Source organism: Streptomyces sp. NPDC058326 (genome assembly GCF_042879855.1).
GTDB lineage: Bacteria > Actinomycetota > Actinomycetes > Streptomycetales > Streptomycetaceae > Streptomyces.
On sequence record NZ_JBHVZO010000023.1, the window covers coordinates 1 to 25,104 of the forward strand.

The 25,104-nt window shown below is 69.7% G+C and carries 22 protein-coding genes; 11 read left to right on the forward strand and 11 right to left on the reverse strand.

Going from position 1 to position 25,104, the window contains the following annotated elements; all coding sequences use genetic code 11:
- Positions 1-1,119: 1,119 nt before the first annotated feature.
- Both ACFVYX_RS31085 and ACFVYX_RS31090 read left to right on the forward strand, forming a co-directional pair.
- Positions 1,120-1,677, forward strand: a complete 558-nt coding sequence (locus tag ACFVYX_RS31085) for a hypothetical protein (protein WP_389684810.1) — start codon at positions 1,120-1,122, stop codon at positions 1,675-1,677.
- A complete protein-coding gene (locus tag ACFVYX_RS31090) occupies positions 1,674-2,147 on the forward strand; it encodes a helix-turn-helix transcriptional regulator (RefSeq protein ID WP_389684811.1) in 474 nt (157 codons plus the stop codon). The genes ACFVYX_RS31085 and ACFVYX_RS31090 overlap by 4 nt, the downstream gene beginning before the upstream one ends.
- A 385-nt stretch (positions 2,148-2,532) precedes the next feature.
- Here ACFVYX_RS31090 and ACFVYX_RS31095 read toward each other — a convergent pair whose 3' ends face one another.
- Both ACFVYX_RS31095 and ACFVYX_RS31100 read right to left on the reverse strand, forming a co-directional pair.
- A complete protein-coding gene (locus tag ACFVYX_RS31095; RefSeq protein WP_389684812.1) occupies positions 2,533-3,318 on the reverse strand; it encodes a hypothetical protein in 786 nt (261 codons plus the stop codon).
- A 145-nt stretch (positions 3,319-3,463) separates the two neighbouring features.
- Positions 3,464-4,618 (reverse strand): HNH endonuclease signature motif containing protein, encoded by a 1,155-nt coding sequence (locus tag ACFVYX_RS31100; protein WP_389684813.1) that lies wholly within the window; start codon positions 4,616-4,618, stop codon positions 3,464-3,466.
- 105 nt (positions 4,619-4,723) lie between these two features.
- Between ACFVYX_RS31100 and ACFVYX_RS31105 the strand changes: the two genes are divergently transcribed.
- Both ACFVYX_RS31105 and ACFVYX_RS31110 read left to right on the forward strand, forming a co-directional pair.
- The gene (locus ACFVYX_RS31105) at positions 4,724-4,951 is read left to right on the forward strand and encodes a hypothetical protein (protein ID WP_389684814.1); all 228 of its coding nucleotides are present in this window, start codon (positions 4,724-4,726) and stop codon (positions 4,949-4,951) included.
- 79 nt (positions 4,952-5,030) lie between these two features.
- Positions 5,031-6,014, forward strand: a complete 984-nt coding sequence (locus ACFVYX_RS31110) for a PIN domain-containing protein (RefSeq protein WP_389684815.1) — start codon at positions 5,031-5,033, stop codon at positions 6,012-6,014.
- Between the two features lie 319 nt (positions 6,015-6,333).
- Here the strand turns inward: ACFVYX_RS31110 and ACFVYX_RS31115 are convergent, their stop codons facing one another.
- The 6 genes from ACFVYX_RS31115 to tap all read right to left on the reverse strand — a co-directional run bounded on the left by ACFVYX_RS31115 (position 6,334) and on the right by tap (position 11,881).
- Entirely contained in the window at positions 6,334-6,558 is a 225-nt protein-coding gene (locus ACFVYX_RS31115) for a hypothetical protein (RefSeq protein WP_389684816.1), read from the reverse strand.
- 93 nt (positions 6,559-6,651) lie between these two features.
- Positions 6,652-7,125: a hypothetical protein gene (locus tag ACFVYX_RS31120; protein ID WP_389684817.1), complete on the reverse strand. Its 474-nt coding sequence runs from the start codon at positions 7,123-7,125 to the stop codon at positions 6,652-6,654.
- Between the two features lie 193 nt (positions 7,126-7,318).
- A complete protein-coding gene (locus ACFVYX_RS31125) occupies positions 7,319-8,071 on the reverse strand; it encodes a hypothetical protein (RefSeq protein ID WP_389684818.1) in 753 nt (250 codons plus the stop codon).
- Positions 8,068-9,000, reverse strand: a complete 933-nt coding sequence (locus tag ACFVYX_RS31130) for a hypothetical protein (RefSeq protein ID WP_389684819.1) — start codon at positions 8,998-9,000, stop codon at positions 8,068-8,070. Before ACFVYX_RS31130 ends, ACFVYX_RS31125 begins: the two co-directional genes overlap by 4 nt.
- A gap of 196 nt (positions 9,001-9,196) precedes the next feature.
- Positions 9,197-9,751: a telomere-protecting terminal protein Tpg gene (gene tpg / locus ACFVYX_RS31135; protein ID WP_389684820.1), complete on the reverse strand. Its 555-nt coding sequence runs from the start codon at positions 9,749-9,751 to the stop codon at positions 9,197-9,199.
- Positions 9,752-9,754: 3 nt separating this feature from the next.
- Positions 9,755-11,881 carry a telomere-associated protein Tap gene (tap, locus tag ACFVYX_RS31140; RefSeq protein WP_389684821.1) on the reverse strand — a complete coding sequence of 709 codons (2,127 nt, stop codon included), beginning with the start codon at positions 11,879-11,881 and terminating at the stop codon, positions 9,755-9,757.
- 137 nt (positions 11,882-12,018) lie between these two features.
- Between tap and ACFVYX_RS31145 the strand changes: the two genes are divergently transcribed.
- The gene (locus ACFVYX_RS31145; RefSeq protein WP_389684822.1) at positions 12,019-13,794 is read left to right on the forward strand and encodes a zeta toxin family protein; all 1,776 of its coding nucleotides are present in this window, start codon (positions 12,019-12,021) and stop codon (positions 13,792-13,794) included.
- On the opposite strand, the gene ACFVYX_RS31150 is transcribed toward ACFVYX_RS31145, so the two are convergent.
- Positions 13,781-14,068, reverse strand: a complete 288-nt coding sequence (locus ACFVYX_RS31150; protein WP_389684823.1) for a hypothetical protein — start codon at positions 14,066-14,068, stop codon at positions 13,781-13,783. The genes ACFVYX_RS31145 and ACFVYX_RS31150 overlap by 14 nt on opposite strands.
- A gap of 118 nt (positions 14,069-14,186) precedes the next feature.
- Between ACFVYX_RS31150 and ACFVYX_RS31155 the strand changes: the two genes are divergently transcribed.
- The 5 genes from ACFVYX_RS31155 to ACFVYX_RS31175 all read left to right on the forward strand — a co-directional run bounded on the left by ACFVYX_RS31155 (position 14,187) and on the right by ACFVYX_RS31175 (position 21,050).
- Positions 14,187-16,835 carry an ATP/GTP-binding protein gene (locus tag ACFVYX_RS31155; RefSeq protein WP_389684824.1) on the forward strand — a complete coding sequence of 883 codons (2,649 nt, stop codon included), beginning with the start codon at positions 14,187-14,189 and terminating at the stop codon, positions 16,833-16,835.
- Positions 16,836-17,612: 777 nt separating this feature from the next.
- Complete coding sequence (locus tag ACFVYX_RS31160) at positions 17,613-18,182, forward strand: RNA polymerase sigma factor (protein WP_389684825.1); 570 nt, start codon at positions 17,613-17,615, stop codon at positions 18,180-18,182.
- A complete protein-coding gene (locus tag ACFVYX_RS31165; protein WP_389684826.1) occupies positions 18,182-18,931 on the forward strand; it encodes a hypothetical protein in 750 nt (249 codons plus the stop codon). The genes ACFVYX_RS31160 and ACFVYX_RS31165 overlap by 1 nt, the downstream gene beginning before the upstream one ends.
- Positions 18,932-19,610: 679 nt before the next feature.
- Positions 19,611-19,787, forward strand: a complete 177-nt coding sequence (locus ACFVYX_RS31170) for a hypothetical protein (protein WP_389684827.1) — start codon at positions 19,611-19,613, stop codon at positions 19,785-19,787.
- Positions 19,788-20,759: 972 nt separating this feature from the next.
- Positions 20,760-21,050 (forward strand): hypothetical protein, encoded by a 291-nt coding sequence (locus tag ACFVYX_RS31175; RefSeq protein WP_389684828.1) that lies wholly within the window; start codon positions 20,760-20,762, stop codon positions 21,048-21,050.
- A gap of 66 nt (positions 21,051-21,116) precedes the next feature.
- On the opposite strand, the gene ACFVYX_RS31180 is transcribed toward ACFVYX_RS31175, so the two are convergent.
- Together ACFVYX_RS31180 and ACFVYX_RS31185 are read right to left on the reverse strand one after the other, a co-directional pair.
- The gene (locus tag ACFVYX_RS31180; RefSeq protein ID WP_389684829.1) at positions 21,117-22,292 is read right to left on the reverse strand and encodes a ParB/RepB/Spo0J family partition protein; all 1,176 of its coding nucleotides are present in this window, start codon (positions 22,290-22,292) and stop codon (positions 21,117-21,119) included.
- Positions 22,289-23,536, reverse strand: a complete 1,248-nt coding sequence (locus ACFVYX_RS31185) for a ParA family protein (protein WP_389684830.1) — start codon at positions 23,534-23,536, stop codon at positions 22,289-22,291. Before ACFVYX_RS31185 ends, ACFVYX_RS31180 begins: the two co-directional genes overlap by 4 nt.
- Positions 23,537-23,900: 364 nt before the next feature.
- On the opposite strand from ACFVYX_RS31185, the gene ACFVYX_RS31190 reads away from it, so the two are divergent.
- Positions 23,901-25,070, forward strand: coding sequence for a hypothetical protein (locus tag ACFVYX_RS31190; RefSeq protein ID WP_389684831.1), 1,170 nt, complete (start codon positions 23,901-23,903; stop codon positions 25,068-25,070).
- The last annotated feature ends 34 nt before the right edge of the window (positions 25,071-25,104 follow it).

Below are 25,104 nucleotides of genomic sequence, written 5' to 3' on the forward strand. Positions count from 1 at the left end.
GAGCGGGATATGCCCCGGCAAGCCGGGGCATAGAGCGCGAATTGCGCAAGCGCAATTCAGATTCCCCCGCAAGCGGGGGAATGGAATTCCGTAAACGGAATTCCGAACGGAATGTAATTCGCGCAAGCGCGAATTGGACGTGACCGCGCAAGCGCGGTCACCGGGGCTGGCTACGGGGGGCGTGCATCACGCGCGGCACTGTGTAGGGCTTGGGAATCCCAGCCACCACCCCTGCAACGGAGGTGACGGACCATCGGCCTGACGGAGTACCGACCAACACCGCAGTGACGGGTTCCGCTGCGCTCCACCCTGACCCCTCCCCCACCCTCGAAGCCGTCCGGTCAAGCTCACCAATACCCGGCCAGCATACACGCCAACCCACAACTGGGGGACGAAATCCGGTGATGCATCACCGGAGAGAGCGAACGCGCTTCGAGGATGATGCATCACGGAGACGGGCTGTGTAGCGTTTGGGTCCTGGCAGCGCCACCCCTGGCCCCCGCTCCAAAACTCCCCGCAGAATTCAGAATTGCGCGGCGTTGAATGCCTCAGCCACAGAACGGAAGCCCGATATGCGAGAGCTGGAATTCAATGTGCGGAGGCACCTTAGCCGATCGGCCGCTAGGCCGGGCGGCGCAACCCGCCACCGGCACCGGCCACGCTTCCGTGCTTTTGAGCGTCACGGTCGGTACCACCCGAGACGCAGCTCCGCTGGTGCCGCCTACGGTCCGCACCGGTCCCACGGAGCCGCACGCGAAGCCGCCTCAGCCAGCGTCCGGAGGCTGACGCGCAGCAGCTGGCGGCCCGCCGGCGGATGCATCCGCGGCCTCCGCCGCCTGGCCGCCTGCCTCGCCGTTGCATGCAGCGGCTGGAGGGCGAGGCGCGGGCCGTGGGGGGCGCGCCTCTAAAGATCAGATAGGCGCAACGCTGTGACCTGCGAAAACGCGAGAGATGCATTCACCCTGGGTGCATAGATCGTGGTCGCGGGCGGCGAGATGTATGCACGTAGGTGACTAGATCGTTCCTGTCCAGGGACACGCCCGCCGCGTGAATGGATCCACTGCATAACATCGCAGATCTGCTATGTTATGCGCCACCAACGATCATGAAGGAGAGCCCGTGGCCCAGCCCTTGAGGCGCAGCGCGGAGGCGCCGGCGAAGGTGTCTCGGCTGGCTCCCGCACCGCCTCCGGCCGATGCCGTCAACGGCATGGAGTCCGCGCAGCAGCTGCTGAAGCGGTTCGAGAAGCTCGCGAAGACCGGCGGCACGTTCACCACGGACCCCGAGCGCAAGCCGTACGTCTTCTACGGCACCCAGCACCTGAGCATGTCCCAGGTGATCGAGGACAACCTGTGGAAGTTCGAGCTCACCGCGATGTCCCGCAACGTCCTGGACCACCTGAAGACCAACCACGACGACCAGGCCCTGGTGGAGATGACCCAGAGCAAGCTCGCCGTGAAGTTCGGCTGCTCCCAGTCGAAGGTCTCCAGGGCCATCGCCCAGCTCAGCCACCACAACTTCACCTGGAAGGAGCGCCGGGGCGTCTACCGGCTCCACCCGCTCTACGCTTATCGGTGGGGCAGCGTGAAGCAGCGGCGGCTGGTGAAGTCGCTGGAGAAGACGTTGCTCGCGCACGAAATCGTCATCCCGACTGTGAGGAACGAGGCCACGCGATGAGCTCCGCCCCTGTCCCTGGTTTCCACAACCCGGAGATCTTCGAGGTCCTGCCGAACGCCTGCCTGTCGCCGACGGCCCGCGACGTCTTCGACGTCCTCACCGCCCGCCAGGAGCCCGGCGGCCTGGTCCGCATCCGGCAGCAGGACATCGCCGAACGCCTCGGGCTCACCCAGTCCGTCGTCTCCCGCGCGATCGGCCAGCTGCGAGACAAGGGCATCCTCAGCGAGCGCCAGCGCAAGGGTGAGGTGCTGATCCACCCGCTTCTGGCCGCCTACGAGTCGCTCTCCCACATGGTCAACCACCTCAAGAGCCCCGACACGTTCGTGTGGCCGCTGAACTTCCCCACCGGCGACATCCGGCCCCCCAGGGCCCGAGATGCCCGCGTCGGCACCGACTTCGACCCCGACCCGGACGGCGGCGAGGACGTACCCGCTCCGGAGGCCCGGCCCGCCCTCCGGCTAGCCGGCTGAACCGCCGCCCGTCCCGCACCCACCACGGCGCCCCCCGATCCGGGAGGGCGCCGTCGTCGTTCCCGGCTGGGACCGGAGCAGCGCGGCGGTAGCACCAGGTAAACCGGATCGTTCTGGTGCAGCAGAACAGACAGGGCCCGTCTGTGCACTGCCGCGGCCGGCTTTCGACCCGTGCAGCAGCCTTGTGCTACGCGGGCCAGGCAAATGCTGCGCTGCATCCACGACGCCGCTCTGCTGCTCTCCGACAACCACCACCAGGAGCAGCACCAGGTCCTCGCTGCAGGCCCTCGCCTCACACCTGACAGCCTCACAGCGCACCCCGCCCACCAGGGAGAACGGGGTGTGTGGCTCACAGTAGGAGCCGGGCTGCGGGAAGCGGTGACGGTCAGAGGACGGTGCCGTGCAGGGCGCGGCGGTCCCCGGACAGGGCGTAGCGCCGAGCGGCGAGGCCGTCCTCGAGGTTCTCGCCGATCGCCTCGCACAGCGGGGCCAGGACGTCGGCGGCGTCGGTGTCGGAGAGGTAGGCCGGGGCGACTTCGAGCATGAGCTCCCCGATCGCGTGGGTGCTGGCGGCGAGGTCGTCGACGACGGCGCGCAGCGCGGCGACGTTCGGGTCCGCCGGCGTTTCGGCGGGCGGTGGAGGCGGCGCGGTGCGGACGTCGCGGACGGCCTGGCGGACCACGGCGCGCACGGTCGGCTCATCGAGGGCCTGGAGGCCGCTGTGGGCGAGCGCGGCGAGTCGGCGGGTGATCATCTCCGCGACGTCGCCGCTGCGGGCGGAGACGGCGATCAGGGCGCGCTGGGACAGGCCGTAGTCGAGCGCGGCCGTGGCCGCCGGGCCGGTGTCTCGCGTGCGAGACGTCTCGGTGCCGGCGGCGACGGCGCCGTGGATCGCGGCCAGGGCGCGGGCGACGTCGAGGAGCCGGTACGCCTGTGCGCGGCTGATATCGAACTCCGCCTCGCAGTACGACTCCCACGAGGCGTGGCCCAGCGGCTGCCAGACGTGGGCGGCGTGCGCGTCGCGGACCTGGGCGGCGAGGACCGCCACGGAGCGCCGGACGTCGTCCATCGCCTCGCGCAGCCCGGCCGTCATCTTCCGGGCGCGGGCTGCGGTGAGCGGCGTGCGCGCCGGTTCGGCGCCGGGGTCCTGGTCCTCGTCGTGCTCGCCCACGACTCCATCGTCCTCCGGGCGGGCAGGTCCGGCCAGGGCGTACGAAAGCGTGGGCACGAGCTCCGCCTCACAACGAGTGGCATGTGTACTCGGGCAGGAGCTGAAGGCAGACCGGGCAACAGTCAGGAGCAGCGACGGCATGGCGCTACAGCACGGGCGTCTCCGGGCCGGTGGGGCCTCCGGCTTCGAGGCGGTGCTTCCCACTCAGCCACCGGCTCACCACGGCAACCGCCGCGCCCGATTCGTTCGCGAGCGCCGTGATCGTGGGACGGGGACCTTCCGGACGCCAGTACCGCAGCCGCAGACCCGCGATCAGCTCGTCCGGGTATCGCTGACCCAGGTGGTGCTTCTCGCCGAGGGGCATGGTGCCGTGTGACTTCTTGTCCGCCATGTTTTCAGCTTGGGTGCCGAGCTTCAAATGTGCGGGATTGTTGCAATTGTTTCGAAGTGCTCCGTCTGGGCATTTGTGAAGCACGTGCTGGCCCTTGATGTCCGCGAGCGTGATCCCCCGGGCGATCACGTAGGCGATCCGGTGGGCTGGGGGCGTGTTCTGGCCGTCGAACCGCATGAAGCCGTAGCCGAAGAGGTTACGTGGCTTGCCGATCCACGGCCAGCACGCATCCGGGCCGCCCAAGCTGTCCACCTGAGCGTGGAACTCCGAGATCCTGGCCACCCGCTCCAGCGTCCGCAAATCGATCTTGTCGGGGATGCGCCAGCCTGTGGACGGTGACACCTCGGGATCGTCCACGAGGCGTGGCACCGTGGCGCCGTTCATGCGGCCTTCCAGCCGTGCCCTCGCGACGTCACGGTTGTTTTCGGCCTGGGTTCCTGACCGGAGGTGTGCAGGGTTGCAGCAGGAGCGGTTGTCACACAGGTGCCGCAGTAGAAGGTTCGGCGGTGCCTCGGTAAGTCCGCGGGCAAGCGTGTACGCCACCACGTGGGCCGACGGTGAGCCGACCAAGTTCGTGCCAGCAGGGATCCACCCGTAGCCGCTGCGGAAGGTCCCGGTCCACGGCCAGCAGGCATCCTGACCCGCGGAACGGTCGATGCGACTCCACACTCGGGCCTCGCGAAATCGGCGCCGCTCGAGGGTCTCGACAAGGCCGTAGAGCACGCCGCCGTCTGTGACCCGTTGGCCGGCGGTACCGTGCAGATGCTTGTAGGTCTTGCCGTTCACCAACTGGTTGATGCGGGACAGCGTGGCGCCCAGCGCTTCGGATATTTGAGTCTGCGTCATTGCGCCGGACCGGTACTGCTCCAGGGCCCAAAGCGCCTGCTCGTCTGTGAGAGACCTCTGCATGGCCGGGAGCGTAAGGCGGCGGACTGACAACCGCTTGGTACCCCTCTCTGAGCTCGCCCGTTCGGCCGTAGCGGACCGGGCCACAGGCCGAGGAACATGGCCGCCATGACCTCAGACGGAGCCCTAGAGGGCGCTGCGGCCGACGTACAGCCTGGCGGCACGATCACCGGCAGCGCGGGCCTCCAACTCCTGCAGGACGTCGTTGCCAACCCCGCCGTACAGAAGGGCGCGGAGATCATCCTGACAGGCGTGGCCACGGCAGCCGCCGAGAAGATCATCGACAAGATGACGGGCGGCGGACCGACTCCACCTGCGAACAGCTCTCCGGAGTAGGGCCCCTGCAGAGCGTGCCGTGGAGCGTCCGTGTGGAACACGCTCACCACTGGGCTCACCAAGGTTCTACTCTCCGGTCATGAACAGCCAGGTCACCCCGCCTCTCACCGGATCGTTCCGGCTGGGCGTCTTCGACACGTCGGTCCTCACCTCCGACGTCATCTCGGCCCTCGGCAGGGGCGAGCCGTCCTCGATCCTGGCCGGGATGCAGCACGGCACGCTGCGCGGCTTCATCCCGCACTACGTCTGGGCGGAGGTGCCCCGCGTGCTCGCCGACCGGAGGAGGGAAGGCGGGGCGTTCGACTTTCGTGCCGCCGAGGCCCTGTGGTGGCGGGAGTACATACCGTTGCTGCACGTCGTGCCCACCACCGGCCTTCCGATGACCCCGGCCGCCGACAGGATCGCCCACGAGGACCTCAGCGACATCGGCGCCGCCCAGCTCACGGGCCTGATCGGGCCCGTGGTGCTGCTCGCCGAGGACCGGGACCTGGTCCGGCACGGCATCGCGGCCCAGGACTGGAGGAAGGTGCGGGCCGGGCTGGGCAAGCTCGGTGGCGCCGAGAGCAAGGTCCGGGTCAACATCACGCTCACCCTGCACGCCGGTGGCGGAGTGGCCCAGCTGGCCCGCCTCGCCCAGGCGCACCCCGTTGCTGCGGCGGTCGCCGCGGCCGCGGTCGGTATAGGTGCGCACCGCCTCCGAGGGCGGCTCAAGCCGGAGACCCGCGCGGCGTGGGCGGAGGCCGGCAAGACCCTGGCGACGGCGTTCGGTATGCCCTTTGTCGAGCACGAGAAACATGAGGCGGCGTGGAAGGAGGTCGAACACGGTGCGCCGGGCACCGACCTGCTCTCCCAGGTCGCCCGTACGCTCGCCCGATCGCCGGAGCCGCTGACCCGGACCGCGATCCTCCAGAAGCTGTCCTCGCCGCCGGCGGAGCCACACCGGCGGCAGATGGACGGGCTCGGCCGACTCCTGCACCGCTTCCCCGCGTTCCACCAGGCCGAGCCCGGACGGTGGCAACTCGGGCGCAGCAACGTGCAGGTCGGCCGTCCGGCCGGGCTGTAGCCGTACGGCGCTGCCGTGGGCAGTAGGGCGCGCGTCCCGCCTCACAGCTCTCAGCACGCATGTTGACCTGGGGAAACGACCTGTGAGCCTTACAGATCTCACAGGTTCGGGCTGACGTGACAGCAGGTGCGTGACACCGGCCCGCAGGCCTGAGCCGGTGCGGCTACGTGTCCTTGGAGTCGCCGCCGGTGGGCAATTCCTGTTCGATCTCCCGGGCGGTCCGCATCAGTTCGAGGGCCTCGCGGCGCAGGTCGCTGGGACGCTCCCGCAGCTGCCGGACGCGGCGGCGCTGTTGCTGCGGGCTGTACGGGTTGACGTACTACCCGCGCGGCCCGGTCAGCAGCCCTTCGGCGACCAGCTGGCGTACGGCGGCTGCGGCCTCCTTGATGCCGATCCCGAACGTCTGGGCGATCTGGTCGCGAGTCATGAACCGTTCGCCGGGCTCGTAGGTGCGGTGGATCGCGGTCCGCATCAGCCGGTAGGCGCGCTCAGTCGGGTTCGTCGTGCCGACGCTGTAGAGGCGGTAGCCGTCGTGGAGGGTCACCAGGCCGTCGGCGGCGAGCTGCTCCGGGTGTGGACGATCGCGTTATTCCCCAGGGGTAAGTTCACGTAATTCCCCAGGTCCTGGCTTGGGAGGCTAGGTTGCGCCGGGTATGCCCAGGGCGACCAGCAGGGATGAGGAGAGCTGTTCCGCGAACAGAGCCGACCCGGTGAGCGTCTGCCGGATGGCTTCCTCATCGGGCGTCAGTCCGGCAGCGGCCGACCAGGCGAGTGTGCCGGCGACGGCAGGTTCGATGGGGAAGTGCTCCAGCGGGATCTCGTAGCTCTTCGCCATCTCGCGGTTGAGCAGGCCCTCCCAGCTGCTGCCGTCCGGCGTGAGGGCCTCGACGAAACCGACGTCGCTGTCCAGGAAGGACACCATGACGGCCGGTGTCCCTGCGCTCTGGACGAGGTTCGCCAGGCTGCGCCGACCGGCGTCGGCGAAGTCCGTCACCTGCCAGCCCTCCGCCAACGCCTCCGTGTCTTCAATGCCCGTGAACCCGGCTGCCCGCATGAGCTGGTGCAGTTCCCCCGTGGAGCGGGTTGTCAATGATCCGCCTGAGTTTCCCATGGTCAGCAAGCTAGCGGATGCCTCTGACAAGCCAGCTTGTGATCCTGAGACGCTGGCGTGGGAAGCCGCGGTGGCGGACTCTAGTGCGTTTTGTCGGCCGTGTTCCTGGGGCGCTTGTTCGGGCGGTAGCTGGGGCCGTTCATGATCACCTGGTGGCTGGTGTTGATTTCCGGGGAGTTCTGTTCGTTCCACGCTAGTGCCGGCGCCGCCACCAGCGGCCCGGTTCTGCCGCAGCTGTTACATCGGCCGTGCCGCCAGCTTCGGCGTACGCCACCGGGGCGGTGAGGGTCACAGGGGAGTTGTCGCCGGTGATGATGTTGATGCTCTGCACTGCCTGGTGGACCTGTTCCGGTGTGGGCCGGTCCAGGCTCGACGGCATGGTGGAGCGGAGCTCGGCGACGAACTGAGTGAGACGGGTGCGGATCTGGTCAACGATGTCGTGGAGAGCGACCGGTGATGCAGCCCAGTAGAGGTCGTCGATGACAATGCCGCGGCTGCGGTACTTCTCCGTAGCACTCATCAGCGTCCGGAGTTCGGCGGCTCCATGCAGGCTGAGGCGAACTGGTTGCCCATGTGGGGTTCTGGAGACCATGTTCTCCAGTTGGCCGACGCCGAAGTAGATCCCGATGTCCTCCGTGATCTTGCCACGGGTGAAGTCCGGGAGGTGGAGAGCGCTGATGGTCTCTCCTTGCCTCTGCCAGAAGGGTGAATGGGAGTCTGCCTGAATCGGCGCCCTGATCCGGCGGTAGTCGGGAACGGTCGTCTCGGGAAGGCCGCCGTAGCCCTTGAGTTCGTTGAGTGCCCATGTCTGCAACGGTTGTGAGGATGCTTGGCCGCCGATGACCAGGACATGGCGCAGGAGGTTGGCGAGCGGTGTTGTGTCGTCCAGGACCCCTTGCTCCAGCCGGTCCAACGGCTGGAGCTCGCGGCGGCGCGGCCAGATCACTTGACGAAGGCGCCGATGGCCGCGCCGACACCGGCTACTGCAGCAATGGCGGTCCAGACGACGATGTTGCGGTACCAGGGAGACCGGGGCGCCGGGTCGGTCGAGGGGCTTGGGAGCGTCTGCGGCACGCCAGCCGTGGCGGTGGATCCGCCGGTGGCGTGGGCGTACGGAGCGTTCACGGTGACGGGCGAGTTGTCTCCGGTGTTGAGGTGGAAGGACTGCCCGGCGGGCTGGTCCTGCGGGGCCGGCACGTGGCCGCTTTGACTCATGACGTTCATCAGCTCCTTGTATCGGTCGAGCACGGCATCGCGGGCCTGGGACAGGTCACGCAGCGTCTGGTCATACCGGGCGCGGTCGATTCGCTTCCATTCGGGGGGCACTTCGGTATACCGGGGTGGTCCGTCGCTGTCCGGCGGAAACGTGCCCGCGAACTCGTCCACGAGGCGTTCGAGCGCGTCAAGGAGGGCCTGATGGGCCTCCGCGAGTTCGGGGGCTACGAAATCGACGACGTCCCGGAGCAGAGCGTCCCGGGCATCCTCGACGCCGTGTGAGACCGCGAGGGGAACGCGGTGCAGAGGGAGCCGACGGGAAAGCGTGTTCAACCAGGGCGCGGCGGCTGGGAGGGCTTCGAGGATCCGACCTGCTTTGGCTCGGTCGGATGTCGCTGCTGTCACCGTCAATCCCTCCCTGCGGACCGCCCAGATGAAGGCGGTGACCGCGTCGTCCACGGTGCTGCTGTGCTGAGCGAACGCTACGGGGTCAAGGGCAGCGAGCCGTGCCGGATTTCCGTAGTGGTGGAGGTGGAGCTCGAACTGAGCGTCCGCGGCGGCCCGTACGGCTGCGTAGAGTGCCTGCGCTGTCTCTTCCTCGTTCGGGGACGCGTCCAGGAGGAGTTCCCGGAGCCGCTCTCTGAGCTTCACAGTCGCCACATCGACATGGGCCACGGCATCCGGCACGTGGGCCTTGGCGTCGAGTGCCGGAACGGCCAACCAACCGTGGAGCAGGGCGGCCTGGCCAACCTGAGCAGCCTTGAGGAAGGCCCCCGCCGGCCCCCCGGTAACTAGGCGAGCCACGCGCGTCCCTGCCTCTGCGGGTAATTGATGCTCGCCATCAAAGGCTCCGAAATCAGTAGTCCAGGTCCAAATAGTCGATTTCGTTGATTTCAACGTCCGACAGTCCCATAGCGCGCCCTCCGCCGTCCTGAAAATACACTTCCTTAAACCCCTCGGCGATGATTCCGCGCATCTGCTGGTCGCTGGCACCCGCCTCGCGGGCGTCGAACAGGCGCTGCGCGTACGTCGGAGGGAGGTGCACGGTGAGCCGCCGGAACCGTCCGTCGTCGGTCGTGCCGACCGGCGCCGTGTAGCCGAACCGGGCCCGGGTCTCCACCGTGATCCCGCCGGTGGTGGCGGCCTTCTGCTGTCGGCGCTTGCGCACCAGCGGCTGCCAGCGCTCGCGCACCATCGCCTCGATCTTCGCGGCGACGTCCGGGCGGGCGTGCTTGCGGGCCCCGCGCCGGTAGCGGTTGACGGAGTCGGCCGTGACTCCGGCCTCCTCGCCGATCTCCTGGGCACTGAGGTACTTGCGCAGGAAGCCGACCTGGCCCTTGAGGGTCTTGGGCGGGTCCTTGGTGAACGCCTCCTGGTCGGCGCGCTCGATCGCGTCGTGGATGTCCGTCACGGCCTACTCCCCTTCGTCCAGGACCGCGTCGCCGCCCTTGATGTGCCGGGCCGGGTTGAGGCCCTGCTCCATCAGCTCGACCGCCCACAGCATCGACTGGACGCCCTCCAGCTTGGCCAGGCCCGGCGTCGACCCGAGGCGGAACCCGCCGGGCTGAGGCTTGCCCGAGGCCGCGTACGGCAGGAAGTCCAGCGGGCTGCTACCGGGGCTCGGGTAAACGACGCAGTCGGACAGCACGGCGAGCGGGAACAGGCCCGTCATCCGGGACATGTTCAGCAGCTTGCGGTGCATGTTGACCCGCGCCTTCGAGATGACGGCGGCACGGATGTCCGGGCGCCAGGTCGACCGCATCATGGCCGGCCACGGATCGCCGTCCTTGTAGTTCTTGCCCTGCGGGTTCTCGAACAGCTTCCCGATGCCGCCCTTCACCGTCGCCTTGATCGCGGCCAGCACCGCGGCCATCGCCGGGTCGACGTCCTTGTGCCGCTCCATCGCCGCCAGGAACTCGACATCCGTGAGGTCCTTGGTGACGCCGAGGTCGGCGAGGGTGTCGACGTACGCGGTCCTGAGCCGGTCGTGCCACGGGTCCAGGTACGCGCCGGTCTCCTTGCGCAGGTACGCCTCCAAGATCTCGACGTTGAAGCCGAGCTCCTGGGCGTAGGCGACGGTGTGCGTCTGGTACCAGGCCGGGCCCGTCGGGCGCTCGCCGGTCGGCGTGAACGGCGACGGCAGGCGCGGGTCCAGGTCGATGTGGGAGAGGTCGACCAGCCAGGAGCCGGGAACCTTCGGGTAGAACTTCGGGCGTACGAAGTGCTCGGGCTCCGACAGGCCGACGACCAAGCGGGCCGCGGCGGCGAGGAAGGCCGTGTTCAGGTCCAGGCCCACCGCGTAGGGCAGCAGGCACTCCTCATCGGTGAGCGTGTCCACCGACCGCACCCATTGGTACGCCTCCTCGTGGAGGAAGCCGCCCGTCCAGCCGAGCCGGTGGATCGCGGGGTGCTCGGGCTGGCCCTCCGGTGGCGCCGGGTCCATCGGCTCCGTGCCCAGCGAACCGGGGTTGAGTCCGGACACCCAGTTGCCGGTCTCCTCATCGCGCACCGGCCGGGTCGGCGGGCGCAGCGCGGTCATCAGCTCCAGGCCATTGACCGCCGTGCCGCCGCGCGGGGTGATGACCCGCTGGGCGTACACGCCGAGCACGCGGGCGACGTCGGCCGGCTCCATCTCGCTCACGCCGGGCCAGGACCGGGAGTCGAGCGCGTCCCACGGCAGGATCGCCAGCTGCACGCACTGCCGCTCCCGTCCCTGCGCCTTGCGGTAGATCCGGGCCCACGGCCCGAACCCGCGCTGGGTGAGCTGCCACTTCGCCTTCAACACCTGCTTGACGACCGGGTGGTCCTCCGGCAGGCGCAGGCCCCGCCGGTCCTCCAGGCGCTCGGGCAGCCCGAGCCGCGCGGCCGCGGCCGCCGTGAGGACGATCAGCGGATCGGCGTCCTTGCCGTGACGGTGCAGCTTCGGTGCACCGAGGCCGGACTCCCGCAGCGTCCACTCCACCAGCTCCACCGCCGTGGTCGCCGGGCAGTCCAGCACCAGGCCGTTGACGCCGTACGCGGAGCCGTCGCCATCGAGGACGGCGAGCGGGCCGTGGGGGAAGCGTGGGTCGACGGCGGGCGGGGCGGCCTTCTTTGCCGGGCGCCGGGACGACGTCGCCGGGCGCGCTGTCGGACGGGCGGGACGCTCGGCGGCGGCCGGAGCCTGGACCGGCGCGGCGGTCTCCGCCTGCGGCTCGGGGGCGGCCGGGCCGGTGAACGTCTCGGGCACCTCCGGCTGCGGCGCGGCCGCCGGGGCCGGAGCGGCCGGGACGGCAGCGGGGGTGCCGGGCGCCGGGTACTTCGCCGCCCAGCCCTTCAACAGCCGCTGGTACGCCGACAGGCGCGTGCCAGTCGGCTCGCTCCTGCCGTTCTCCCAGTTCTTGATGCTCTGCGTCGACTTCAGCTTCAGGGCCTCCGCGAGGCGGGCCTGGGTGATGCCGGCGGCCTCGCGCAGTCGGGCGCGCTCCGCCGGGGGCGGGAGCTGCGGCTCCTCCTCCAGCAGGGCGTCGATGGACGCGAACAGCTCTTCCTCGGATGCCATGAGTCTCTACCTCCAGCCTGAACAGTAGCAGACTTTTATCTAGGTATTTAGCTCGAACATTTAACCCGTCCGAAGGATCTGCTAGCGTGGCGCCAGAGGAACGCGGAAGACGCGAACAGCCGTACAGGGAGGGCCGGTTGAAAGAGCACGTCGCCTCGGCGGTGCTGAGTGAGGAAGAGCACCAGGACGTGCTGCACCGGCTGATCCTCCCGGCGGCCACACGCAACGCCGTGCCGCAGGAGAGGCCGGTGGTGGTGGTCGTGAGCGGGCCGTCCGGCGCGGGGAAGAGCGAGGTCGGCGACCTGGTCCAGGCAGCCCTCGACCGCCGGGGCGGCGCCGTACGCGTCGGCCGCGACCTCTACAAGCCCGTCCACCGCCACTACCCCGCCCTCTTAGAAGCGGACGTCCGCACCGCCGGGGTGCAGGTCCGCCCGGACACGATCCGCTGGCAGGCCGAGGTCGAGGAGTACGTCCGGGCGCACCGGTTCGACGCGGTGGTCGAGTCCGCGCTCGCTGACGTGGACGAGTTCCGTGCCCTGTCGGCCGCGTATCGGGGCTCGGGTCACCGGATCGACGTTGTGGCGGTCGCGACCGCGAGGGCGCTGGCCCAGCTCGGTGTCCTGGCCCGCTTCCTCACCGGGGAGCTCCGCTATGTGTCGTGGGGGAACCAGGACACCTGCACCGAGGGCATGTTGCGCACGCTCGCGGTGATCGAGGCGGAGCAGTTGGCGGACCGGGTGGCCGTGGTGCGGCGGGGCATGGATTCGCTATACGACAACGAGCTCACCCGCGAGGGCATCTGGACGCGACCGGCGGCTGCGGCCAAAACGGCGAGGACCGAGCAGTTACGCCCGTGGGGCGCGCGGCAGAGCCGGGTGTTCCGCCGGGAACTGACGCGTGCCGAGGTGCTCGTCCACGACGAGCGGCTGCCGGCCGACGCTCGGCTCGCGGTGTCGCGGGACGCGGAGCGCGCAGCCGCGGCCGCCGAACCGGTGCGCCGGATCGCTCATCCGTTGCCGGGCCCGCCCGGAACCGGCTACCACCGCCTCGGCGCGGCCGAGCACCGGTGGGCCTTCGACGAGCTGATCGCCCCGACCCAGCTACGGCGTGCGGTCTTCCGTCCGGATCCGGTCGTCGTCTATCTGGTCGGGGAGTACGGGGCCGGGCAGCTGATGGCAGGCCGGATGGTGCGGCGGGCGATGCGCCCCCGCCCCGTGCGCATCGAGCCGGACCGCCTGCGCGGCGCGCACCCGGACCACTTCCAGCTCGTCAGTGACAGCCCCCGCATCGCCGACGAACTGGTCCGCCCCGACGCGGACGAGTGGCAGGCCGAGGCCGAGGCGTACGTCCGCGAGCAGCGCAGCGACGCCACCATCGAGGCCGACTACCTCACTGTCGACGACTTCCGTCTCAGCGCGGCCCGGTTCGCGCGTGCCCGCTACCGGATCGAGGTCGTCGCCCTCGCCAGCCAGGCGGCGGACAGCAGGCAGAGCACGTTCATCCGCCACGCCCGCGCCCTGGAGCTCGACGTGATGACCACGCTGCCGACCCCGGCCGCGCACGCCCGGTCCCGCCGGGTAGCCGCCGAAATCACGGCGGCTGCGGCCGCCGACCCGGACATCGCCGCCGTCACCGTGCTCGACGCCGACCTCCAGGCGCTCGGCCGCGACCACGCGGCGCCGTGGGCGCTGACCGCCGAGACTCTGCGCCCCTACACCGAGCGGGAGGCCGCCCGCTTCCACGCCGCCCAGCACGCCCTGCACGGGGTGCTGCCGCGGATGCGCGAGGAGCTGAACGACATCACGGCGCAGGCCCGACCGCTGATGCCCGCCCGGTGGCAGGCCCGGCCGGTGGAGCACCGGCCCGGGCCCGCACGGCCGTTGCTGCTCGCCGCCTCGCTCAGGACTCCGTGAGCTCCTTGAGCCGGGCGGCGTAGACGAGGGCGATCTGCACGGTCTCGTCCTCGTCGGCGTCCTCCAGCCGGTCCAGATCGTCGGCTGCCTGGTCCCGGGCGGTACGCCACGCGGCTACCTGGTCTGGATTCTGGTCGCTGGTCCGGGCGGCGGTGAGGCGGGTGTTGTACCAGTCGATCACCTGCTTCACCGCGTCCTCGGCCTGCTCGGCGTCCGCACTGGGGCGGTAGAGGGACTCCGGAGTGGGGTCTTCGGGGGTCAGGGGGCCGGTCACGTCGGGTACCACCTTCGGGTCGTGCTGAGTGCTTGACCGGCCATTGTCCGTGACGCGGCTTCACCTGCCGGCGACCGGACATAGGTTGGGGGACGAGTCGATCACCAGGGGGTTTTCCATGGCACGGGACCTGCGCGCGCTGTTCAGCACCAACGACCGGCAGATGGAGGCCGGCGAGGCGTTCACCGACCGGCACGGGCAGTGGCAATTCGTCCAGACCGCGCTCGCTGAACATCTGGCCCGCGTCACCGCGCCGAACTTCGACGTGGAGGACCTGGAGGCTCCCCGTACGAACGTGATCGCTTTCTACGGAGTCGGCGGGATCGGCAAGTCAACGCTGTCGCGGACCCTGGAGGCGGCGCTCGCCGGTGCCGACGGACGTCCCGCGAGGTGGGGCGAGCCTTCCTGGCCGGCCCGGCCCGCTTTGCTGCCCGTACGAATCGACCTCGCACGCTCCGCCGGCACCGACTTCGAGCGCGTCCTGCTCACCATCCGCCTCGCGCTCGCCGCGCACCTCGGCCGGCCACTGCCCGCCTTCGACATCGCGCTGCGCCGCTACTGGGAGCACCAGCACCCGGGCGAGAGCCTGGAGGAGTACCTCGCCCGCGGAGGGCTCGCCGGGCGGTTCGGCAAGGCCCTGCCGCAGCAGGTGCAGGCCGCGCTCGGCGACGTCGCCCAGGCGCTCATGCTGCCGGGCAGCATCGGCGGCGCCGTCGGCCAGCTCACCGGCGCGCTCACCCAGGCCCTGCGCGAGCGGCGGCAGACCGTACGGGCCCTGGCCGGCTGCGCCCGGCTCGCTGACCTCCTCGAGGCCGAACCGGACGTCGACGCCCTGTCGTACTACCCGCACTTGCTCGCCTGGGAGCTCGCCCAGCTCCCCGCCGACAAGCAGGTGGTGCCGGTGATCCTGCTCGACACCTTCGAGGACACCGGAACCCGCACCCACCGCGACTTGGAACGCCTGCTGCAGCGGCTGGTATGGCTTATGCCGGGCGCGTTCTTCATCGTCACCGGCCGCAGCCGTCTTCAGTGGGCCGACCCCGCCCTCGAAGGGCAACTCGACTTCACCGGCCCCGCGGCCTGGCCCGGACTCGCCGAACAGGCCGTCCCCGCCCCGCGCACCGCCGGCACCACCACCGGCGGGCGGCAGGTCCTCATCGGCGACTTCAGCGCGGACGACTGCGACGACTACCTCGCCCGCCGTCTCGTCAAGGACGGCCAGCCCCTGATCGGGCCCGAGCTGCGGGCCGTCATCACCGCCCGCTCCCACGGCCTGCCCCTCTACCTCGACCTCTCCGTCATGCGCTTCCTCGAACTGCGCCGCGCCGGGCGCACCCCCGCCCCCGAGGACTTCGACGCCGACTTCCCCGCGCTCATCACCCGTACGGTCGCCGACCTGACCCCGGACGAGCGGCACATCCTGCGCTCGGTCAGTCTGTTCGACGCCTTCGACCTGGAGCTCGCCACCCGCACGGCCGGCCTCACCCACCAGGCCGCCGCCGCCCGGCTCATCGAGCGTCCCTTCGTCCGGCACGACCCCTTCGCACTGTGGTCGTACAACTTGCACGCCCTCATCCGAAGCACCTTGCGTACTGCGGACGACGCAACCGACGACCGGTGGACCGATGCCGACTGGACGGCGGCCGCCACCCGGGCTCTGGCCGCGCTCGGCGAGCAGTGGCGAGCGGCGGCCGGACCGGACCGGCGCCTCCTCGTCGGCTGCCTGCGCCAGGGCCTCGCGCTCGCCCGCGACCACCGCCTCGACCTCGGCTGGCTCACCGACGCCGCGCACGCGTACACCGACGACTACGTCTGGGAACCCCTCCCCCTCCCCGACGCCGCCGACGGGCCGGCCACCGCCGCGGACGCGCTCGCCGAGCTCCTCGCCACGCTCGCACGCCGCCAGCACGAACACCGCTCCCGCACCGTCGAACGCCTCACCGCCGTCCTCGACACCGGCCACCTGCCCGCCGAGCTCACCGAGATGGCCCTGTACTTCCGGGCCAAGGCACACCGCGACCTCGGCGAGAGCGTCGCCTCCCGCGACGGCATGCAGCAGGTCGCCGCCAGCGGCGGCCGGTACGCCCCCGACGCCGCCCGGGGACTCGCTCACCTCGCCCGCGCGGCCGGGGACTTCCCCACCGCGCTCACCACCGCCCAGTCCCTCGGCTGGCCCGGCCGGGGACACCGCGTCCTCGGCGACATCACGTTCGCCCACGGCGACATGACGGGAGCCGCCGCCGCGTACACCGCCGCCCGCACGGAGGCAGAAGAGCACGGAAACGCGGGCGAGCGGGCCATCGCCCAGGCCCACCTCGCCCTCACCCTTGCGTACACCGACCCCGTCCGTGCCGAGAGCGAGGTCGCGTACGCCGAGCAGCTGCTGGCCGGGCTCGACCAGCGGGCCACCATGTTCACCGCCCAGGTTGCCGACCTCATTCGGCACGCCGGCTGTGACGGACGCGACGTCATTAGCCGCGCAGACAGCCTTCGGGCGGAAATCGGCGCCAGTGGCATCACCGCCGCCGCGCTCCTGCTCGAACTCGCCGTCGTCTTCCACCACGCCGTCCTCGATGACGAAGCCGAGATCCGCGAAGGACTCGCCCGGCTGACCGAACTCACCCGGACCGGCGACTACGCCTACTACCGCGACATCGCCCACCACCTCGCTGGCCGGACACTTCCCGCTGCGACGGCGGTGCAGTGGGCGAGCGAAGAGGCAACCGTCCGCGCGCGGTGGCTCGCCCTGGTGACGCCGCGTCGCTGACACGGCTGATTCAGGTCAAGAAGCTGTTTCCTGAGGGAAACGCACTGAACCGGCGCCCGGCACCAGCGAACGAGAAGCGTTCACCGGGCTCTCACCGTGAACGACCACGACGTGCCTCATGCCCGCACGGTGTGGCGGCACCAGGAGCCGCGGCCGAGGGATACGCAGGCTCCGCAGACAGGATCAGTGAGCCCGCGGCGGACTGACCCACGCGGTCGAGGCAGGGGGCGTGCGCGGGAGCGCGGTCGAGGGGGCCGGGGAAGAGTCTCGCTCCCACAAGCTGGTTGAAGGGGTGGTGCGCCGGTGGCGTGCGATGGCGATCAAACCGGAAGGGACTGTGATGTGCCTCACTCATTCGACGTAGAAGTGCAGGTCATGGGCACTGTGAGTAATCGGACTGGCACCCTCCAGGGAGAACGTGCGTCCCAGAGGTAACTCGGAGGGGACTCCGTCTCGGTGAGTAAGGGTGAGAACACGTTGTGTTCTGTTCGAGGGCTGCAGAGTCGCAGCCTCCGGACTTCAACTGTCTGATGAAGGAGGCTTCATGGAGCTCCACTGGCCCTGGTACGCGCCGGCGATAGTCGTCGGCGTCTACCGGATGATCGCGGTGTGCTTCGAAGCCGTCGTACGGCAAACCACCCCCATCGCCCGGCAGGGGGCTACCGAGCCGCCCCAGTCCAGCACGGATCAGCCGGCCCTCCCGGACTGCAGCATCTTCCCGCTGCTTGTCTGGGCTCAGCCGTCCGGAGCCCACCCTGGGGAAGGGTGGGCACAGCCGTGAACGATCCCTTCGGCCAGGGGCCCGACTTGATCGAGCCCGACCCCGAACGCGCCGGTCTCAACGTGGCGTTCGATGCCTTCTTCCGCCAGAACAAGGACCGCTTCTTCCGGATCGCACTCAACCGGCTCGTCGACCGGCGCGACGCCGACGAGGCCCTCAGCGACGCCGCGCTGATCATGTACCGCAAGTGGGAGCGCATCCTGGCCCACGCGAATCCCATGGCCATGGTCCTACGGATCCTCGACAACAAGATCACTGACTTCTACCGGGCTCAGGCCCGCCACGCCGGGCGCGAGATGGCCTTCACGGACCGCCCTGACGCGGCATATTTCATCGAGCTGCGCGACCAGGACCGGCTCGACCGGGCCCTGGAGGCGCTGCGGAAGATCTCGCCGCAGCAGGCGTTCTGCTGGGAGATGCACAAGCTTCTCGGTGAGAGCTACGAGGACATCGCCAGGGAGCTGGACATCAGCTACGGCGCGGCGAAGACCGCGGCCTCCCGGGGCCACAGAAAGCTCAAGGAGCTCCTCGCCGAGCCGTTGGACACCGAGAAAGGAGACTGCTGATGCTGGAAGACCTCCTCGCGAGGCAGGTTCGCTACCTGCGAGAACAGGCGGACCAGCACGACACCGACGACTTCATGGACCGGCTGGCCACCCGCATCGCTCACGAGACCCGCCGTCCTGCCCGCGTCTCGTACGCCGCGGCCGAGACCACCCAGCGCCGCGAGGCGGAATGTCGTGACACCGACACCCTCGTACGGCCCACGGCCCAGCTGCCGCCGCCGGCCCAAGGGCCCGGCGCCTTCACCACCCACCCGCGCGGATCGATCCGCCCCGGACACCGCAGGGTCCGCCGCCGCCCCACCCCGATCATCACCTCCGACCCGGCCGCGTCACAGTTCGCCGTCCTGGCCTATGTGCAGGTGCTGTGCGAGAACGTCCTGCGCTCCGACGACATCGACACCCTCGCCGACTTCGCCGCCGACTACGACGAGGCCGGCGCCCGCACCTTCGCCTGCCTCCTCTACAGCATCGACCGCCGCGAGAGCGCCCTGTACTGGTGGCGCTTCGCCGCCGGAGCCGGAGACCCCCTGGCCGCCCACCTGCTCGCAGCCCACCACGCCGCCGTCGGACAGAGCCCGGACGCCCGGGTGTGGAGGGCCAGCGCGCAGATGCTCGGCTTCGCCGACCACCACCTACCACAGCCCGTACGGCGCAGCACCGAGATCGCCGAGGGCTTCGCCCGCGAGATGCCCTGGGACATGAGGGTCTTCTTGGGCTCCGCCCGACTGCCGAAGGAACTCGCCCGGTGAACCGCCCCCACCACCCCTTCCGGTCCCCCGCGCCCCACCGGTAGGGACACCACCCCAACAAGCCACAGCTCCTGCCCCCGGTAGCTCCGGAGGCCCAACCGAAGATCTCTACACAAAAGGGAGCCCTCGAGGGGGTCCACAGTGACCACCCACAAGGGCTCCCTTCGCCATGCCCACAGAAAGGAACTTCCCATGCCCAACGCCACACCCCCACCGCCTCCCCCTCGCGGCGACCGACCCCGCTTCCACGGGAGCCGGGGCCGACGCCGGCGACCTGCGGCTGTCGCGTACTTCGACCGCGGCACGGACCACGACACCAGCCCCGCCCGACGAATCACCCGTGCCCAGCGGTGGATGGCCCGCCGCCGAACCGCCCTGCTCTCCAGCGCCCTGCGCGGCGGCGCCTACGCCACAGGCGCTGGCCTCGTCGGCCTGGCCTTCTACCTGATCCAGCAGCAGCTGTAGGTCTTTCGACGCCTTCGCGGCGGCCTCGGTCGCGGCACGCAGGGCTGCGCGTCGCCATCGGGCATGGACTGGTACCCCGGCTTGCCGCGCTCGGTGGCGTACACCTGCCGGCTGTAGCCTCGGCCTCCTTGCCCGCGGCCCAGGATCACCGGCGCATACCGGCGGCGGCACTCCGCGACCGCGCTCTCGGTCGGCCAGGAACGCGTTGTGCGCGGTGGAGTCCTCGAGTGCCTTCGGGGCGGCCGCCTCCGTCGGCAGGGCCGGTGATCTCCTGGAACTACGCCCACTCGGCGGCGAGGAAGACCCGGCCTCGGCGATGCGCATCCAGCGAGCACCGGGCGTCTACGAACTGACCTGGTCCCGGGGCACCGGCCCCACAGGACGCGCGTGACGCTGGACGCCCCCGAGGCGCAGGCCCTGGCCGTGCTCCTCAGCCGACGCGATGCCCTCCCCCGACATCATCCTGGTCTGACCCTGAGTGGGCTGACGAAAGGGAGAAACCCGGCCCGCCGAGGGACCGGGTTCTTTACGCCGTAAAGACGGGTCAGCCGTAGAGCTTCATCGCCCTGCCGACCTTGACGTAGGCCATGGCGGCTTCGGACTTGGGGTTGTAGAGCGTGATGGGCAAGGAGGCCGAGGGCGTCGGCCTCAGCCCGAGGTCGGCAGGATGTGCCAGTGCAGATCACTACGGCCCGCTGGCCAGAACGGCTCACCCTCGCGAAGAAACTCTCCATACCCTGCAGTCTTCCCTTCCGTCGCGCTGGCAAGGGGCGTTCGCTGATCTGCCTCTCCGTCGCCGCGTTCCCCCAGCCCTTGAGCCAGCGCCGTCAGGCGGGGGTGCTGTCAGCCGGTCGCGTGGGTGGCCTGAGCCCCGGTCTCGGTGCAGAACCGTGACCACAGGTCCGGTGAACTCGTTGGGGTGCCTGGTGCCGCAGGACTTCTGCCGCGACGGTGCCCGGCTGAGTGTTCCTGCCCCCATGAGCAGGGGACTGGTAGGCCCTAGACGCTCCGCGTCATCGCAGCAGATCAGCTCGTAGTTGACCACGGTCAGCGCCCGTTCATGGGATGGCGCGAGGAAGGACCGGGTATGCCGCCCCACGCACGTAAGAACGATGCTCGCCAGCACCAGGAGCTGTCCGGGTTGAACCGCCGTGCAGCCCTCCAGGCGATTCGCGACACTCTCCCACCCGCGCCGCGCGCGCGAAGCGGGTTTCCGACTTCGTCCGCCGGTCCGGCTCCGGTAGTTGTACCGGGAGAGCTGATCGCGCTCGTGCAGTCGATGACGCGCTCAGGGCACAAGCACCTCGACGAAGCCGTCGAAAGGACCCGTCGGAACGCCGACCGCCCCAGCGAGTGGAATCGCTTGGTTCTCTACTCCCTCACGGACGCCCTGGCCTACAACTTCCTGCTCGTAGGTGCAGTCGCCGTCTACCTCCAGGAGCAGGGCATCGATCCGGATCTGCTGCGCCGTCACCTCCAGTCCCCCGACCCCGATCGATACGTCACCCAGGAGGCACTGGACCTGGTGGCCGGCCTCATGGGACGCCCCGCCATGGACGGCAGGCCGGAGCCCACGTGGCACTTCGTCGGCCGGGACATCGCCGAGCGCGGAGTCGCACAGGAAACTGGTCGCCCCGGGCGCAGCAAGCGGTAGAACTCTGCACCCCCCGGGCCCCTGCTCTCCACACTCGCGGTGGTGAGCAGGGGTCTCTGCGACGGGTTACGCGTCCTCCAGAAGCCCCTTGGAGACCTGCTGAAGAATCGCCGCGAGAGAGGAGCGGGCTTCAGCGGGAAGGGTTCCCCTCATGTCTGCGATGACGGCCTCAACTCCGGAGATCCGCCGGAAGTAGCGCAGGATGAATTTGCTGCGCTGGGCGGGTTCAAGGCGGCCAAACGCAATGTCCATGAGGGCCGCTCCGTCATGCCACGGCACCTCGCCGCCCTGGAAGGGATCCGGGGAGGTGTTGACCGCGGGCTGGACGGAGACCTGCTGAGAAGCCCCCTCCTGAAGATCCGCGCCGCTTCTCTGAGCGGGGAGGTCGTCGCCCGTGGTGTGTGCGCTCCTGGGGTTATCACGGCGTGATAGGTCTGCCGCCGTCTCGTTCCTCGGTGATGGCGTCGTGCTCGCAGCGGACTCCTCTGTGGGGGAGTTATCACGGCGTGATAGCTCCCGCTTGGCCGTGGCTTTCTTCTCGGCAGCCGCAGCTCGGGCGTCGGCCTTGGCCTGCTGTTCCTCGGGGGAGAGCTTGGCGAGGTTGCGGACGTGCTCTATCGTCCGGCGTCCTTCGACGAGGTCGGACTGGAGCGCTGGGGCGAGGTCGAGGATGGACAGCTTGGAGGAGATGGTGGATTGCCCGATGCCGAGCCTCTTGGCTGCCTTGTTCTGGGAACCGTAGAACTTGACGAGCTGCTTGAGCGCGTGGGCTTGCTCGATGGGGTTCATGTCGTCGCGGTGAACGTTGGCGACGAACGCGGCTTCGAGGAGGGTTTCGTCGGTGGCGACCAGGTCGTTGTTGACGCTGACCCGGATGACCTGCGCACCGGCTCGTCGTGCGGCTTCGAGGCGGCGGTGGCCGTCGACGACGATGTAGCGGGCGCCTTCGTCGATCCTCTCTGCGCGGTCGGGGCGGGCTGCTAGGTAGGCCTCGATCGTGGCGATGGTGATGGAGTTGACGAGGCCGATCTCGCGGACGCTGTCGGTGAGGCCGTCGAGGTCGCGGAGTTCCTCGCGTGGGTTGTCAGGGTTCTGGCTGATGAGGTGGAGCGGGAGCTCGGTGGGGTCGGGTACTCCGGCCGTGGGTGCGTCGGTCGCGGCGCCGATTGCTGCGCGACGGGCGCTGATGGGGCGTGCTTGTGCGAAGGAGACGCCGGCGCCGAGGTTCTTGGCCTTGCTCACTTGCTGATCTCCCGTGCGAGAGCTCGGAGGGCGACGGACTGCTCGCAGCGGGGTGCATAGGCGAGGAGGGGGCGCTTGGCGCGGACGGCTTCCTTCTGCTCCTTGAGGTCCCCGATGACGCCGACGATGCGGGGATCCTTTATGTCCATCCAGGACTGAAGGGAGGACGTGGCGATGTATCCGCGGCGGGCGTCGTAGTGGTTGACGACGAGGCCGAGGTAGTCGATGTCGATGGCGAGGTCGCCTCGCATGTCCTCGATTTGGGAGGTGAGCAGGCCGTAGGCGTCGGCGCTGCTGTCCTCGGCCTGGACAACGATGAGGACTCCCGAGTTGCCGGCTGCCTCGTTGTCGCGGCGTCGGCCGTAGTAGGACGCGGCGTCCATGCTGAGTCCGAGGCTCGGCGGGCAGTCGATCAGGATGACGTCGTAGTCGGCTTCGACGGCTCGCAGTGCGCGCTCGAGGGCGGACTCGCGGGCTCGTACGGAGGCGAGGCGGACGTCGAGCAGGAAGGCGTCGGTGCATGCGGGCAAGAGGTGGAGCCTGTCGCCGAAATGGTTCTCGCCTACGGCAACGATGAGGTCGCTCAGTTCGCCCTTGGCATCGCCGGCCATGTGGTTGGTGAGAGAGTCGCCGTCCATGGCGAGCGGTTCGTGACCGAGCTGCTTGGTGAGGTGGCCTTGGGGGTCGAAGTCGACCAGAAGGACTCGCTGTCCGAGACCGGGGAGGTCTTCCAGCGCGAGCGGGTCGTTGGTGCTGTCTTCGTCCTCGAGGAGCGCGGCGAAGTGCTTGGAGACGCGGACCGGGACGAGGGCGGCAGGGTCTTCGGCGAGGGCTTCGCCGAGACCAGCGGTGATGGCGGTCTTGCCGACGCCGCCCTTCTGGTTGCAGACGACGATGCGTCGGACGATCGCGGGCCGCTTCACCTCGGGAACGGGGTTAGTGTCGAGCCAGAGGGTGATTGCCTGGGACAGGCCTTGGGTGAGGGATACACCGCGGGTCCTGACGTCACTTCGGAAGCCGTTCCACAGCTCTTCGGGGAGGAAGGTGGAGTACGTCTCCGAGCCTGTGGTGTCGACGGGCGGAAGGTTCGAACCGAGTCCGCGCCAAGCGATGATGCCCGCTTCGACGGCGTATTGCATGTCGAGGCCGTGGAGGGCAGCTCGGACTTTGAGTTCCTGCCGGAGGCTGCTCGTGAGTTTGGTGACGACCTTCAGCCGGTCGCCGCCCGTTTCAGGTGACGTCATGGCCGTCACTCTACTAACGACTTAGATCATCTTCAGCCATCGACACGTAACCAAAGTTACGAACTCTCCCAGTCCTATCACGCCGTGATAGCCCCTCACTGGGAACAGTGGGCACGTGGCCCTATCACGCCGTGATAACCCCCTACTCGGGCCAGAGGACACGTAGACCTATCACGCCGTGATAGCCCCCGCTCGGAGCCGCCGAAACGCAGAGGGGCCCCGCACTCCCGGGTGAGGGCGTTGCCCCTCAGTCGGGGAGTCCACTTCGGGCGCCGACAGCAGGGAGGCGGGGCTTTGAAACGCGAAAAGGCCGGCGCCCCCCGAGGATGCGGGGCGTGTCAGTGCCGACTGCTTACATGAGCCCATGGACACCGTGCACACGACCGCCGCCCTCCTCCCGGACCCCGCCGAGCTCCGCGCACACCTGCGCGCGCTGGCCGTGCTGGACCAGGCGATCTGCCGCGACCCGCGGTTCTCCCGCTACTCCTTCTCCACCACCTGGGGGCCTGGGACGGAGGCGGCCCTGATGGACAACGGGTCGGGTGACGACTTCTCCATCCTCTTCACCCCGGCCGGTGTGCTCGTCCGCGGCTTCGACCACGAGTCGGAGATGAGCCCGTACGGCACGGATGACGAACAGGTCTGGCCCGGTGTCATCGACGAGGTGCCCGCCGCGCTGCGCCCGCTCCTGGAGGACCCGGCCTTCGTCGACGAGGGCCTCGGCGCCCCGCGGGTCACCGCCTGCCTGTGGTGGGAGACCGGCGGCAGCGCCTGGCGCACCGGCTCGGACATCGAGTTCCCCGCGGGCAGCCCGGACCCGGACGGCTCTGGGCACCTCTTCCGCCTCCTCACCGACCGTTCCTCCGAGACCGTCCAGGCGCACTTCGAGGAGGACTACGGGCGGCCCGTCCCCCTCGACATCGTCCGTCACGTCCTCGCGGGCCACCCCCTGACCCCCGAGACCGCCCGCGGCCTCAATCCGGCCGCCCTCTCCGACGAGGCCCTGCTCCGCCGGATCGCCGCCGACCCCGAGGCCGAGGCGTACCTTGCCTGCGACGGCGAGTTCGACCTCACGCGGACCGACCCCATCGAGTCGATCGCCCTGCCGGCCGGTCTCCCGGTGGAGCCCGTGGCCGGCTGCAACGCGGGGGGCACCCACTACCTCTGCGGCCCGGCCGGCTCCGACCGTGTCCGCCCCGTCCTCTACACCGACTCCGAGGGCCAGGCTTCCCTCATCGCGGAGTCCCTCGCCGAGGCCCTGACCCTGGCCATCGTCCTCCCCTCCTGGCACGACGCCCTGGCCGGCTTCCGTCCCCCCGCGCTCAACGCCGACTACCTTGAGGACAACCCGGACCACCCCGAGGTCCGCGACCGCCTCCTCGCCGCCCTCCGCCTCCCCCCGGCCACCGAGCCCGAGGTCCTGGCCCGCCTCCTCACCACGGCCGCCCGCACCGTCCCGGACGGCTTCCTCCCGTCGGTCGAGGGCGAGGAGGACACGGCCTTCGAACCGATGCTCCGTCTGCCGGCCGAGTAGGACAGCCCCGACGCGCGCCGCCTTCCGGACCCGA